We start from the raw sequence: 12,404 nt of genomic DNA, 5'->3' as shown, positions 1-12,404 counted from the left end.
GCAATACGCGGAATACGCAGGGCTTTACGGGGTATCCCCTGCCCGGCCCGCCTGATAAACGGTCGCCATGCCGCTCAAGGTCGCCGCCCTCTACCAATTCGCCGCCCTGCCGGACTTCCGGGAGCTGCGCGAGCCGCTGCGCGCGCTTGCTGCAGGCCTCGGGATCAAGGGTAGCGTGCTGCTGGCCCACGAGGGCATCAATGGCACCGTTGCGGGCGGCGATGAGGGCATCGACGCGTTCGTCCGGGAGCTGGAGCACGGCCCCCTCTTCGGTGGCCGGCTCGACAATCTCGAACTCAAGTTTTCGAGCGCTTCCGAGATGCCGTTCCAGCGGCTGAAGGTGCGGCTGAAAAAGGAAATCGTCACGCTCGGAGATACCACCGCGGATCCGACGCGGCAGGTCGGGACCTATGTCGAGCCGTCGGACTGGAACGAACTGATTGCCGCGCCCGATACGCTTGTCATCGACACCCGCAACGCCTTCGAGGTCGCAATGGGCACGTTCGAAGGCGCGGTCGATCCCGGCATCAAAAGCTTTGGCCAGTTCAAGGAATTCGCCGCGGAGAAACTCGACCCGGCGAAGCACAAGAGGATCGCGATGTTCTGCACCGGAGGTATCCGGTGCGAGAAAGCCAGCGCCTATCTGCTGGCGCTGGGGTTTGGTGAGGTCTATCACCTCAAGGGCGGCATCCTGCGGTATCTCGAAGGCGTGCCGGAGCAAGAGAGCCGCTGGCGCGGCAAGTGTTTTGTATTCGACGAACGTGTGGCGCTGGGCCACGGGCTGCGGCAGCGACGACCGAACGATGGCTCCCATGAGTGATGCCGACGACTTAAGCGAGCGCATCGACGCGCTGGAAATGCGGCTGACCTATCAGGATGTGACCATCGAGACACTGAACCAGACGATCACCGCGCAGTGGGTTGAGATCGACAGGCTGACGCGCCAGGTCGCTGAACTGAAGGAGCGCCTTCAGGAGGCCGAAAGCAACGCGCCGGGTCCTGCGAACGAGCCGCCGCCGCATTACTGAGATTTGCGTCAGCGGAAGACGGCGCGGACCTTGTTCCACAGCGTTTTGTTGGCACGATCGCCATCGGCTTTCGACGGCGCCGGTTGCGCGGCGCTCACGGGGTCGGAGGCCGGAAACGTGTCCACCAGCCCGGCCTCGAGCTTCTCGTGGATTTCCCGGTCGGCTTTCTGCGCTTCACGGGGATCTTCGGCGTGCTTGTCATGCGCCGCAGGATTGAATTTCTCGGCCATCGGGACCTCCATGGATGAGATAACGGCGCGGTTTTACGCCAGTTCCACGTTCGCCCCTGGTATCCGTCCTTGGCCCGGAGGGAACCTGCGTGTATCAGAGGCGCAAATATCAGCCGCCCGCAGGAACCCTTCGATTGTCTCAGAAATCCGTCGCAAAACCATTTCTCGAAGTGCTGTCCGGCCGCCGGCAGCAGGTGCCGCCGATCTGGATGATGCGGCAGGCCGGGCGCTATCTGCCGGAGTATCGCGAGTTGCGCGCCAAGGCCGGGAGCTTTCTCGACCTCTGCTTCACGCCGGACTATGCCGCCGAGGTGACGCTGCAGCCGATCCGCCGCTTCAACTTCGACGCTGCGATCATCTTTTCCGACATTCTCGTCATCCCCTACGCGCTCGGCCGTTCCGTGCGCTTCGAGGCCGGCGAAGGCCCGCGGCTCGATCCGCTGAATACACCGGAGCAAGTGACGACGCTGGCGCGCCACGCCGATTTCGGCAAGCTCGAGCCGGTCTATGAAGCACTGCGCCGCGTGAAGCGCGAACTCGCGCCTGAGATCGCGCTGATCGGCTTCTGCGGCGCGCCGTGGACGGTCGCGACCTACATGGTTGCGGGACAAGGCACACCCGACCAGGCGCCGGCGCGGATGATGGCCTATCGTCACCCGGAGGCGTTCGCTGAAATCATCGACGTGCTGGTCGAGAACTCGATCCAATACCTGCTCGGCCAGCTCAAGGCCGGCGCGGACGCGTTGCAGATCTTCGATACCTGGGCCGGCGTGCTGCCGCCGCGCGAATTCGAGCGCTGGTCGATCGAGCCTGCGAAACGCATCGTCGCGGGCGTGCGCGCGAAAGCGCCTGATGCAAAAATCATCGGCTTTCCCCGCGGCGCGGGCGCGCTGCTGCCGGCCTATGTCGAAGCGACCGGCGTCAATGCCGTCAGTATCGACTGGGCGGCCGAGCCGTCATTGATCCGCGAGCGCGTGCAGAGCCGCGTCGCCGTGCAGGGCAATCTCGATCCACTGGCGTTGATCGCGGGCGGCGCCGCGCTCGACCGCGCCGTCGACGACGTGCTGGCGAATTACGCGGCTGGACGGCTGATCTTCAACCTCGGCCACGGCATCCAGCCGGAAACCCCGATCGCCCATGTCGAGCAGATGCTGAAGCGAGTGCGGGCGTACAAGGGGTAATCTTGTAGCCCGGATGGAGCGAAGCGCAATCCGGGAACGGCCGTGCGGCGCGGGAGCAGCCCCGGATTACGCTACGCTCCATCCGGGCTACGATTACTACGATCACGCACTTACCGCGCATCCTCCAAAATCATATCCGACGCCTTCTCCGCGATCATGATGGTTGGCGCGTTGGTATTGCCCGACATCAGGTCCGGCATAACAGACGCATCGACCACGCGCAGGCCTTCGATGCCGCGCACGCGCAGGCGCTGGTCGACGACGGCGAGCGCATCGCTGCCCATGCGGCAGGTCGAGGTCGGGTGATAGACCGTGCTGCCGGTGCGGCGGCAGAAATCGAGCAGTTCGTCGTCGCTTTGCACTTTCGGACCGGGATCGACTTCCCCGACCGCGTAGGCCTTCAGCGCGGGTGCTGCGAGAATCCGGCGCAGGATGCGGATGCCGTCGATGAAGGCGCGGCGATCGGTTTCGGTTGCGAGATAGTTGATGCGGATTTCCGGCGGCACGGAAGCATCGGCGCTTTTGATGCGCAGCGAACCGCGGCTTTCCGGGCGCAACTGGCAGACCGAAGCGGTAAAACCAGAAAGCGCGTGAAGCTTCTCACCCATCTTGTCCGTCGAGAACGGCAGGAAGTGAATCTGGATATCGGGCGACGCCAGCCGCGGGCTGGTCTTGAAGAATGCGCCCGAGGTGCCGGCGGCAATCGTCAGCGGTCCCTTGCGCAAGGCGGCGTACTGAATGCCCGCCATCACCCGGCGTACCGGATTGTTGACCACGTCGTTGAGCGTGACCTTTTGCGCGCAGCGCGTGATCAGCCGGACCTGCAAGTGGTCCTGCAGATCATTGCCGACGCCGGGCGCGTCGAGCACGATCTCGATGCCGTGCTGCTTCAGAAGGTCCGCCGGACCGACGCCGGAGAGCTGCAGCAATTGCGGCGAGTTATACGCGCCGCTGGAGACCAGGATTTCCTTGCGCGCCCGCGCCGTGCGCACGCGGCCTTCCTGCTTGTATTCGACCGCCTTGGCGCGCCGCCCTTCGAACAGGATGCGCTGCGCCAGCGCCGAAGTCTCGACGTGCAAATTGCTGCGGCTCTTCGCCGGACGCAGGTAGGAGAACGCCGTGCTGGCGCGCCGGCCACGACTTGTTGTGGTCTGGAAAAATCCCGCACCTTCCTGCGTGGCGCCGTTGAAATCCGGATTGGTCGGAATGCCGGTTTCGGCGGCGGCGACGACGAAGGCTTCCGACAGCGGATCATGGTGGCGCCAGTCCGACACCGGCAACGGCCCGCCCGTGCCGTGATACTTGTCGTCTCCGCGCTGCTGGTTCTCGGCCTTCCTGAAATAGGGCAGCACGTCGTCATAGCCCCAGCCGGCATTGCCGCGCTGGCGCCAGCGATCGTAGTCCTCGTGCTGGCCCCGCACATAGAGCAGGCCGTTGATCGAGCTCGAGCCGCCGAGCACTTTTCCGCGTGGCTGGAACACCTGCCTGCCGTTCAAGCCTGGTTCCGGCTCAGTCTGATACATCCAGTTGACGGATTTTTCCTTGAACAGTTTTCCGTAGCCGAGCGGCACGTGGATCCAGAGATTGCTGTCTTTCGGTCCGGCCTCCAGCAGCAACACGGAATGCTTGCCGTCGGCGCTCAGGCGATTGGCGAGCACGCATCCGGCCGAGCCGGCGCCGACGATGACGTAGTCGAATTCGGAAGCTTCATTGTTCTTGTTCATTTGTTTCCCCGCACGCAACCCGAGAGAGGTAGCGGGGCCGTCACGGGCGGTCAATTGCCTCCCGGTCGCGGGCGGGGAGAAAGCGGTTACGCCGGCGGTTTGGCGAGTTTCAAGAAGTCCGGCGGCCGGCGTTCGGCGAACGCGACGAAGGCCTCGCGCGCCTCGGCGGTTTTCAGGCGCTCCGCGAACCGCTCGCTTTCCGCCTTGATCTGCGCCATGAGAAGCTCCGGATTGCGCATCAGCCGCTTCGTCGTGCTGACCGCACCCGCCGGTTGCTTCGCCAGCCGGGACGCGAGCGCTTTTGCTTCAGCGTCGAGTTTGTCCAGCGCCACCACCCGGTTGGCGAGCCCCCACGCAAACGCGGATTTGGCATCGACGGCGTCACCGAGCGCGAACATTTCGAAGGCGCGCGCATAGCCGATGCGGAGCGGCATCAACAGGCTGGAAGACGCTTCCGGCACTAATGCGAGATTGACGAACGGCGTCGACAGCAGCGCGTTCTCGGCCAGCACGACCAGATCGCAATGCAGCAGCATCGTGGTGCCGATGCCGACGGCGCGTCCTTGAACGGCCGCGACCAGCGGACGGCTCGATCTGGCGAGCGCCTGCAGGAAACGGCCGACATGCCGCTCGCCCTGAACCGCGCCCGTCGCAATGGCGGCGAACTCGCCGACGTCGTTGCCGGCGGTGAACATGTCGCCCTCGCCGCGAATTAGCAGGACGCGGACGGATGGATCAGTCTCCGCGCCTTCGATTGCGTCGGCCAGCGCGCCGTACATCGCATTCGTCAGCGCATTCTTCTTGTCGGGGCGCGCCATCGTCAGGCTCAAAATCCCGTCGCTCTTCTCGATCTTGATATGCTCGGTCATTCATCTTCTCCTCTGGGAAATCTGGTTTGCATGGTGGTGAGCCAGCGCGCGACGACATCGATCTCGGCCTCGGTGAAGCCTTCCGTGAGGCGCGCATTGACCTCGGCGAGCCCTGCCTTCGACTGCGCCATAGCAGCGCGGCCGGCCGGCGTCAGCCAGAGCCGCCACGCGCGCCCGTCATCCGGATCGGCACGGCGCTTGATCAGGTCCGCAGCCGTCATCCGGTCCACCAGTCCGCTGATGCCGGGCGGACCGAGATCGAGCGCCGCGCCCGCTTCGCCCATCAGCACGCCGTCGCGCTGGCCGAGGATGAACAGCAAGCCGGACTGCGCGGCGGTAACGCCGCTGGCTTGCGTCCGCGCCGCCATCCAGCGCTGCAGCCGGCGCTGCGCGACGTTGAGCAGGAACACGAGCCGGTGCTCGCGACGCGGGTTCATCGGTTGGGCGAACTGAATTTATTTCGCATGCGAACTATCTAAGTCACCGCCGGCAGCTTGTCACGGTGATTTTTAGTGCGGACGCGCCGCGAGGGATTCAGGGCTAGACAGCGCAGGCGGCCACCAAACCAGAAACCGAAGCCTTGGCAGCAGCTTAGATAAAAAATCGATTTTCGATTGACGACATCGCCTTGCCTCGCCAATCTGCGCCGCCATGAGCAGTATCGGGTTGAGTTTTGGTGAGAGCCTTGCCGACGAACGGCCTCGAAGCCTGACATCAGCCGTTCAGGAGCGGCTGCGCGCGGATATTCTTTCGACCCGGCTGCTGCCCGGCCAGAAGCTGCATATTGCCGGTCTCGCCAAACAGTTCTCGGTCAGCCTCGCCGCGGTGCGCGAGGCGTTATCGCGGCTCGTCGCGGACGGGCTGGTGCAGGCATCCGACCAGCGCGGCTTTCGCGTCAGCCCGGTATCATCAGCCGATCTTCGGGACGTGACGCAGACCCGTGTCGATATCGAAGGGCTGGCGCTGCGGCGCTCGATCGAGCGCGGCGACGCGGCATGGCTTGCCTCGGTGGAGAAATCGTTCACCGCGCTCTGCGCCGTTCCCCATACCTATCCCGACGATCCGACCCATCACTATGAGGAATGGGTGGTGCGGCACCGCGTCTTCCATCGCACGCTGGTGAACGCCTGCGGCTCGCAATGGCTGCTCGGGTTTCGCGATGTGCTGCATGAGCAGAGCGAGCGGTATCGAAGGCTCGCGATCCGGCGCAACAGCGAAAAATCCCGCGATGTGGAGGCCGAACACGCGGCAATCGTGCATGCCACGCTCAAGCGCGATGCCGATGCCGCCGTCACGGCGCTCTCGAAGCATTTCATGACGACCATGCGCCTCGTCGAGCTCGCCACGCCGAACACGTTCGGAGGTGGCGACGCCGTCTGATCGACCGTTCGAAGACCAAGCCAATCAAGAAAAAGCAAAAGGGAAACGTCACAATGAAGATCACGCGACGCCACATCCTGGCAACGATCACGGCAGCCACCGTGCTTGGCGCATCAGGCTACGCGCAAGCTGCCGACACCGTCCGCATCGGGCTTCCGACCAAAACCTATTGGCCGACCACGATCGCGGAAACCGCGGTGCGGCAGAAACTGTTCGAGAAGGAAGGCATCGCAGCGGAACTTACGATCTATCGCGGCGGCGCCGAGACGTTCGAGGCGATGGCGGCGGGTGCCGCCGACGTCATTCTCGACGCCACCTCGCTGGTATCTGCGGGGCGCAAGAAGGGCGTGAACTCCAAGGTGCTCGCCAGTGCCGCGACCGGCTATTACGGCTGGCAGTTGATGACGCTTTCGAAATCGACGCTTGGCGTCAACGATCTGAAAGGCAAAAAGGTCGCGATCACCTCCGCCGGCTCCGGCTCCGACCTGCTGGCGCTGTGGACCCAGCAGGACAAGAAGATCGAATTCACCCGCGTGCCCGTCGGCGGCGGCGGCCTGGTGCCGAACCTGCTCGCCGGCAATGTCGATGCGGCCGTGGTCTATTCGCCGCTGAGCTTCCAGATTTCCAAATCGGGCGAAGCGCGCACCATCCTCGACTTCTCCAAGGAAGTGCCGCCGAACCTCGCCGCCGGCTGGATCGCGCTCGACAAATACGTGCAGGACAAGCCGCAGATGGTGCAGAAGACGCTGAACGCGCTCTACGGCGCGCTGATGTTCATGCGCGCCAACAAGGACGCCTCCGTCAAGCTGATCACCGAGCTCTATGAAATCCCCGCCGAGATCGCGGCGCTGGAATATGAAAACACGATTCTGAAGCTGGAAACCGACGGCAGCATGGAGGGTGCGAAGATTCCGGAGCAGCTCCAGCTTGCGCTCGACATGGCCAAGGCCGGCGGCATGAAGGACCTTGGGCCTGCCGCCGAGATCATCTCGACGCAGTTCAAGCCGGTTCCGACCAAGCCCTGAGGCGGCGCGATGCGTGGATTAGGCGTAAAGGCGGCACGAATCGCGATCGTGGTGGCGCTGTTTGCGATATGGGAAATCCTGTCGCGCAGTGGCATCGTCAATCCGCGCCTGCTTCCCTCCGCCTCCGACACGCTGGCAACGCTTGGCGAGCTGCTGCAGCGAGCGAGCGTGCGCAAGGACCTCGCCGTTACCGCGACCGAAGTGGTGACCGCGTTCGCGCTCGCCGTCCCCGTCGGCGCGCTGATCGGCTTCCTGATCGCGGAGAATCGCTACTTTGCCGACGTGGCAAAGCCGCTGTTGTTCTTCGCGTTCAGCATCCCGAAATCAATCTTCCTGCCGATGTTCATCCTGGTGTTCGGCGTCGGCTTTGCGCAGAAGGTCGGCTTCGGATTCTTCTCGACCATCTTCATTGTGATCATGTCGACCACGACGGCGGTGGAGTCGGTCAAGGTCGAGCATTTGACCGTCGCCCGCTCCTATGGCGCGACGCCGATGCAAACCGCGTTTCGCGTCTATCTGCCGAGCATGCTCCCCGTTCTGCTGGAGGCCCTGCGGATCTCGATGATCTTCAATCTCACCGGCGTCATTCTCGCCGAAATGTACGCCTCGCGCGACGGCATCGGCCATCAGATCGCGACCTGGGGCGAAAACTTCCAGATGAAGCAATTGCTGGCCGGCGTGGTGATGATCGCCGTGATCGCGATTGCCTTCAATGAACTGGTCAGATGGGTGGAAACACGATGCAGCCATTGGCGAACATAACCCCGCTGAAGCCGGCCGGCGCGATCGAGGTCCGCAATGTCGGGCAGATCTTCAAGACCACGACGCAGGACGTCGTCGCGCTGGAAGACGTTTCGCTCGACGTCAAGCCCGGCCGCTTCGTCGTGCTGGTCGGCCCGAGCGGCTGCGGCAAGTCGACGCTTCTGATGATGATGGCGGGCCTGCGCCAGCAGACCTCGGGCACCATCACCATCAGCGGGGCACCGATTCCCGAGCCCGATCCAAATCGCGTCGGCGTGGTGTTTCAGGAAGCCAGCCTGTTTCCCTGGCTGACGGCGGAAGAGAATGTCGAGTTTCCGCTGGCGCTGCGCCGCGTCGCCAAGGGCGAACGCCGCGTCAAGGCGCAGGATGCGCTCAAACTCGTCGGCCTCGACGGTTTTGGAAAGCGCCATCCGCATGAATTGTCCGGCGGCATGAAGCAGCGCGTCTCGATCGCGCGCGGGCTGGTGCAGGACCCTCCGGTGCTGCTGATGGACGAACCGTTTGCCGCGCTCGACGAGCAGACCCGCATGACCATGGGCGACGAACTGCTGCGGATCTGGGCGGCGACCGGCAAGACCGTGGTGTTCGTCACGCACAGCCTGACAGAGGCGGTCTATCTCGCCGACGAGGTGATCGTGATGTCGCCGCGGCCCGGCCGCATCGTCGATCACCTGCAGGTCTCGCTGCCCCGCCCGCGTACCTATGAAATGCTGAGCGGCGACGCGTTCGGCAGCCTGCGCGACCGTATCTGGCGGCACATCCGCAAATCAGCGTGAGGCAGAGATGACCGCGGCGACGCTTCGCAGATTGATCGTGATCGGGCTCATTGCGCTGTGGGAAATCCTGCCGCGCGCAGGCCTCATTCCCGAGCTGTTCCTGCCGTCGCTGTCGTCGACACTCGCGGCCGGCTGGAACGAGGCGGGCGAATACGGCCATGCCCTTGCCGTCACGCTCTACGAGGTCGCGATCTCGATGGCGTTCGCCTGCGGCGGCGGCATCCTGTTAGGCGCCATCGTCGGCAGCCTGCCCCGGCCGCGCATCCTGATCATGCCGATGGTCTCAAGCCTCTATGCGGTGCCGCTGGTCATTCTCTATCCGGTCTTCACGGTGTGGCTCGGCATCGGCTCGGAATCCAAGATCGCGTTCGCCTCAATCTATGGCTTCCTGCCGACGATGCTGGCGACCGCCGCCGGCATCCAGACCATCGATCCGCAATTGCTGCTGGCCGCCCGAAGCATGGGCGCGACGCTGAGCCAGCGGCTGGTTCGCGTGATCATCCCGGCGGCGATCCCGACCGTGCTGTCGGGGCTGCGCGTCGGCGGCGCGCTCGTGATCGTCGGCGTCGTGGTATCGGAGATGCTGATTTCATCCGCCGGCATCGGCTATCTGATCTCGCGCTACCGCACCATTCTCGACAGCCCGCATGTATTCGCCGGCGTGCTGCTGGTGCTGGCGATGGCGATTGCCTTCAACGCCGCCATCAAATGGATCGAGCGAAAGGCTGCGATCTGGCAGACCGGCACCCGCGCCGGACAAAACGCCGCGGAAGAAATCTCAACGACTACCCTGCAGCCTGCGACCTGACGGAGGCCTGCGTGTTCGACCTGACGCTGACATTCGACAATGGTCCCGAGCCCGGCGTGACGCCGCGCGTGCTCGATATTTTGCGCGAGCGCGGCATCAAGGCGACCTTCTTCGTGATCGGCGAGAAGCTTGGCGACCCCGAACGCCGCCGGCTTGCGGCGCGGGCCCATGACGAAGGCCACTGGATCGGCAATCACACTTTTACGCATTCGGTGCCGCTCGGGCAGCAACGGGAAACGGAGGCTGCGCAAAACGAGATCGGGCGGACGCAGGATGCGATCGGCAACCTCGCGCACGCCAATCGCTGGTTCCGGCCGTTCGGCGGCGGCGGCAATCTCGACGCGCGGCTGCTGAAGCCTTCCGTGGTCGAATATCTCACGCGCAACAAGCATAGTTGCGTGCTCTGGAACGCGATCCCGCGCGACTGGGGCGATCCGGACGGCTGGGCCGACCGGGCCCTGGAGCAGTGCCGGTCGCAGCCGTGGAGCCTGATGGTTCTGCACGATCTGCCGAGTGGCGCGATGAACCATCTCGAGCGCTTCATCGACCACGCCGGAAAAGCCGGCGCGCGTTTCCATCAGGACTTTCCGCCCGATTGCGTTCCGATCCGTTCGGGCGAGATCGTACAATCCATCGAACCCTATGTTTCCTCCATCGAAGAAAGTGCCGAATAATGAAGATCGCAAGTTTCAAGGCGGGTCCAACAGCAACATACGGCCTGGTGATAAAAGACGGCATCATTGACGCCGGCAAGCGGCTGAAGGATCGGCCAACCCTGAAGGCGCTGCTCGCGAGCGGATCGCTCGATGCCTTGAGCGCGCTGCAAGGCGAACGGCCGGACTACGCGCTCGCCGAAATTGAGCTGCTGCCGACCGTTCCCGATCCGGACAAGATCTTCTGCATCGGCGTCAATTACGCCACGCATCTCGCCGAAAGCGGCCATCCTACACCGCCGCACCCGATGATTTTCACCCGCTTTGCCAACAGCCAGGTCGGCAGCGGCCAACCGATGATCCGGCCGCTGGAGTCGGAGCGCTTCGACTATGAGGGCGAAATGGCCGTCATCATCGGCAAGGCCGGCCGCCGCATTTCGCGCGAGGCCGCGCCGGCGCATGTGGCGGGCTATGCCTGCTACAATGACGGCAGCATCCGCGACTGGCAGCGCCACACCTCGCAATTCGCGCCGGGCAAGAATTTTGTGGGTACCGGCGCGTTCGGGCCGTGGATGGTCACGACGGACGAAATCCCCGATATCAGCAAGCAGACGATTGCGACCCGCCTCAACGGCGTCGAGGTGCAGGCCGCACCAATCTCGGACCTCGTGTTCGACGTCCCTGCCCTGATTGCCTACTGCTCGACCTTCACCGAGCTCGTGCCCGGCGACGTCATCGTGACCGGTACCACCGGCGGCGTCGGCGCCTACCGCACGCCGCCGCTCTGGATGAAGGATGGCGACGTGGTTGAGGTCGAGGTCTCCGGCATCGGCGTGCTGCGCAATCCGGTCAGGGACGAGGTTGCGGCCGCAGCGACGCGTGCTGCCTGACGTAAGCGGGAAAATAACAAGAGCAAGGAGATACTCATGAACCTGCCAAAGCACCTGCTGCCGACCACCGTCGTCGGCAGCTATCCGCAGCCGGAATGGCTGGTCGATCGCGCGATGCTGTCCAAGGTGGTGCCGCGCACGCGCCTGCATGCGATGTGGCGGCTGCCGGCCGAGCACCTGGAGGAGGCGCAGGACGACGCCACTATTGTCGCCATCAGGGACATGGAGCGCGCCGGCATCGACATCGTGACCGACGGCGAAATCCGCCGCGAGAGCTACTCCAACCGATTTGCGACGGCGCTCGAAGGCATCGATGACGAAAATCCGGCCATGATCACCTCGCGCAGCGGACACCAGACGCCGGTGCCGCGCGTCACAGGCCCGGTGAAACGCCGCGGCCCGGTCGAACTGCACGACATGAAATTCCTGCGCCAGAACACTGATCGCGCAGCAAAAATCACCCTGCCCGGCCCGTTCACGATGAGCCAGCAGGCCAAGAACGAATTCTATAAGGACGACGAGGAACTGGCGATGGCGTTCGCCGCCGCCGTCAACGCCGAAGCGCGCGATTTGCAGGAGGCTGGCGCCGACGTGATCCAGCTCGACGAGCCCTGGGTGCGCAACAATCCGGACCTTGCCCGCCGCTACGCCGTAAAGGCGATCAACCGCGCGCTCGAGGGTATCACCGTGCCGACGGTGGTGCATCTGTGCTTCGGCTATGCCGCCGTCGTGCCCGGCTCGACCAAGCCGGCCGGCTATTCCTTCCTCGCCGAACTCGCCGACACCAATGCCGAGCAGATCTCGATCGAGGCGGCGCAGCCGAAGCTCGATCTCGGCGTGCTCAAGGATCTGTCGTCGAAGAAGATCATGCTCGGCGTGCTCGACCTCGGCAACCCTGAGATCGAATCTGCCGATGTGGTGGCCGACCGGATCCGCAACGGGCTGAAGCACGTCGCCGCGGATCGCCTTGTCGTCGCCCCCGACTGCGGCATGAAATACATGCCGCGCCAGACAGCGTTCGGAAAACTGAAGGCGATGTGCGACGCGGCCGCCGCCGTCCGCAAGGAGATCAGCTAAC

General features: G+C 64.2%; 15 protein-coding genes. 11 read left to right on the top strand and 4 right to left on the bottom strand.

All coding sequences use genetic code 11. The annotated features are described in order from the left end of the window. The first annotated feature begins 67 nt into the window (after positions 1-67). Both trhO and C7G61_RS34340 read left to right on the top strand, forming a co-directional pair. Positions 68-820 carry an oxygen-dependent tRNA uridine(34) hydroxylase TrhO gene (trhO, locus tag C7G61_RS34345; RefSeq protein WP_108522140.1) on the top strand — a complete coding sequence of 251 codons (753 nt, stop codon included), beginning with the start codon at positions 68-70 and terminating at the stop codon, positions 818-820. Next, positions 813-1,028 carry a SlyX family protein gene (locus C7G61_RS34340; RefSeq protein ID WP_108522139.1) on the top strand — a complete coding sequence of 72 codons (216 nt, stop codon included), beginning with the start codon at positions 813-815 and terminating at the stop codon, positions 1,026-1,028. The genes trhO and C7G61_RS34340 overlap by 8 nt, the downstream gene beginning before the upstream one ends. Before the next feature lie 8 nt (positions 1,029-1,036). On the opposite strand, the gene C7G61_RS34335 is transcribed toward C7G61_RS34340, so the two are convergent. Then, complete coding sequence (locus C7G61_RS34335) at positions 1,037-1,258, bottom strand: hypothetical protein (RefSeq protein ID WP_108522138.1); 222 nt, start codon at positions 1,256-1,258, stop codon at positions 1,037-1,039. A 134-nt stretch (positions 1,259-1,392) separates the two neighbouring features. Between C7G61_RS34335 and hemE the strand changes: the two genes are divergently transcribed. Beyond that, complete coding sequence (gene hemE / locus C7G61_RS34330) at positions 1,393-2,439, top strand: uroporphyrinogen decarboxylase (RefSeq protein WP_108522137.1); 1,047 nt, start codon at positions 1,393-1,395, stop codon at positions 2,437-2,439. 110 nt (positions 2,440-2,549) lie between these two features. On the opposite strand, the gene C7G61_RS34325 is transcribed toward hemE, so the two are convergent. From C7G61_RS34325 to C7G61_RS34315, 3 genes are all read right to left on the bottom strand, one after another. Continuing rightward, on the bottom strand, positions 2,550-4,163 hold the full coding sequence (locus C7G61_RS34325) for a GMC family oxidoreductase (RefSeq protein ID WP_108522136.1): 1,614 nt from the start codon (positions 4,161-4,163) through the stop codon (positions 2,550-2,552). An 86-nt stretch (positions 4,164-4,249) separates the two neighbouring features. Continuing rightward, positions 4,250-5,032, bottom strand: a complete 783-nt coding sequence (locus tag C7G61_RS34320) for an enoyl-CoA hydratase (RefSeq protein ID WP_108522135.1) — start codon at positions 5,030-5,032, stop codon at positions 4,250-4,252. Then, the gene (locus tag C7G61_RS34315; protein WP_108522134.1) at positions 5,029-5,469 is read right to left on the bottom strand and encodes a MarR family winged helix-turn-helix transcriptional regulator; all 441 of its coding nucleotides are present in this window, start codon (positions 5,467-5,469) and stop codon (positions 5,029-5,031) included. The genes C7G61_RS34320 and C7G61_RS34315 overlap by 4 nt, the downstream gene beginning before the upstream one ends. A gap of 214 nt (positions 5,470-5,683) precedes the next feature. Here C7G61_RS34315 and C7G61_RS34310 point away from each other — a divergent pair, with 214 nt between their 5' ends. The 8 genes from C7G61_RS34310 to C7G61_RS34275 are packed head-to-tail and all read left to right on the top strand — an operon-like array spanning position 5,684 to position 12,403. After that, positions 5,684-6,412, top strand: a complete 729-nt coding sequence (locus tag C7G61_RS34310; protein ID WP_108522133.1) for a GntR family transcriptional regulator — start codon at positions 5,684-5,686, stop codon at positions 6,410-6,412. 53 nt (positions 6,413-6,465) lie between these two features. Continuing rightward, entirely contained in the window at positions 6,466-7,437 is a 972-nt protein-coding gene (locus C7G61_RS34305) for an ABC transporter substrate-binding protein (RefSeq protein WP_108522132.1), read from the top strand. A 9-nt stretch (positions 7,438-7,446) separates the two neighbouring features. Next, entirely contained in the window at positions 7,447-8,199 is a 753-nt protein-coding gene (locus C7G61_RS34300; protein WP_108522131.1) for an ABC transporter permease, read from the top strand. Then, on the top strand, positions 8,178-8,975 hold the full coding sequence (locus C7G61_RS34295; RefSeq protein WP_244608590.1) for an ABC transporter ATP-binding protein: 798 nt from the start codon (positions 8,178-8,180) through the stop codon (positions 8,973-8,975). Before C7G61_RS34300 ends, C7G61_RS34295 begins: the two co-directional genes overlap by 22 nt. A 7-nt stretch (positions 8,976-8,982) precedes the next feature. Beyond that, on the top strand, positions 8,983-9,783 hold the full coding sequence (locus C7G61_RS34290) for an ABC transporter permease (protein WP_108522129.1): 801 nt from the start codon (positions 8,983-8,985) through the stop codon (positions 9,781-9,783). An 11-nt stretch (positions 9,784-9,794) separates the two neighbouring features. Beyond that, a complete protein-coding gene (locus C7G61_RS34285; protein WP_108522128.1) occupies positions 9,795-10,457 on the top strand; it encodes a polysaccharide deacetylase family protein in 663 nt (220 codons plus the stop codon). Next, positions 10,457-11,326, top strand: coding sequence for a fumarylacetoacetate hydrolase family protein (locus C7G61_RS34280; protein ID WP_108522127.1), 870 nt, complete (start codon positions 10,457-10,459; stop codon positions 11,324-11,326). The genes C7G61_RS34285 and C7G61_RS34280 overlap by 1 nt, the downstream gene beginning before the upstream one ends. A 36-nt stretch (positions 11,327-11,362) precedes the next feature. Then, positions 11,363-12,403, top strand: a complete 1,041-nt coding sequence (locus tag C7G61_RS34275; RefSeq protein WP_190242102.1) for a uroporphyrinogen decarboxylase family protein — start codon at positions 11,363-11,365, stop codon at positions 12,401-12,403. Position 12,404 lies beyond the last annotated feature (1 nt).

The sequence above is a fragment of the Bradyrhizobium algeriense genome, from assembly GCF_003062295.1.
Lineage (GTDB): Bacteria > Pseudomonadota > Alphaproteobacteria > Rhizobiales > Xanthobacteraceae > Bradyrhizobium > Bradyrhizobium algeriense.
The sequence above is the reverse complement of the archived record's forward strand: the minus strand, read 5'-3'. Positions and strand labels throughout refer to the sequence as shown.

Excerpts from the sequence above, each read along its gene's own strand:
- trhO (WP_108522140.1), top strand. The coding sequence starts at position 68 with ATGCCGCTCAAGGTCGCCGCCCTCTACCAATTCGCCGCCCTGCCGGAC.
- C7G61_RS34340 (WP_108522139.1), top strand. The coding sequence starts at position 813 with ATGAGTGATGCCGACGACTTAAGCGAGCGCATCGACGCGCTGGAAATG.
- C7G61_RS34335 (WP_108522138.1), bottom strand. The coding sequence starts at position 1,258 with ATGGCCGAGAAATTCAATCCTGCGGCGCATGACAAGCACGCCGAAGAT.
- C7G61_RS34325 (WP_108522136.1), bottom strand. The coding sequence starts at position 4,163 with ATGAACAAGAACAATGAAGCTTCCGAATTCGACTACGTCATCGTCGGC.
- C7G61_RS34320 (WP_108522135.1), bottom strand. The coding sequence starts at position 5,032 with ATGACCGAGCATATCAAGATCGAGAAGAGCGACGGGATTTTGAGCCTG.
- C7G61_RS34315 (WP_108522134.1), bottom strand. The coding sequence starts at position 5,469 with ATGAACCCGCGTCGCGAGCACCGGCTCGTGTTCCTGCTCAACGTCGCG.
- C7G61_RS34310 (WP_108522133.1), top strand. The coding sequence starts at position 5,684 with ATGAGCAGTATCGGGTTGAGTTTTGGTGAGAGCCTTGCCGACGAACGG.
- C7G61_RS34305 (WP_108522132.1), top strand. The coding sequence starts at position 6,466 with ATGAAGATCACGCGACGCCACATCCTGGCAACGATCACGGCAGCCACC.
- C7G61_RS34300 (WP_108522131.1), top strand. The coding sequence starts at position 7,447 with ATGCGTGGATTAGGCGTAAAGGCGGCACGAATCGCGATCGTGGTGGCG.
- C7G61_RS34295 (WP_244608590.1), top strand. The coding sequence starts at position 8,178 with ATGCAGCCATTGGCGAACATAACCCCGCTGAAGCCGGCCGGCGCGATC.
- C7G61_RS34290 (WP_108522129.1), top strand. The coding sequence starts at position 8,983 with ATGACCGCGGCGACGCTTCGCAGATTGATCGTGATCGGGCTCATTGCG.
- C7G61_RS34280 (WP_108522127.1), top strand. The coding sequence starts at position 10,457 with ATGAAGATCGCAAGTTTCAAGGCGGGTCCAACAGCAACATACGGCCTG.
- C7G61_RS34275 (WP_190242102.1), top strand. The coding sequence starts at position 11,363 with ATGAACCTGCCAAAGCACCTGCTGCCGACCACCGTCGTCGGCAGCTAT.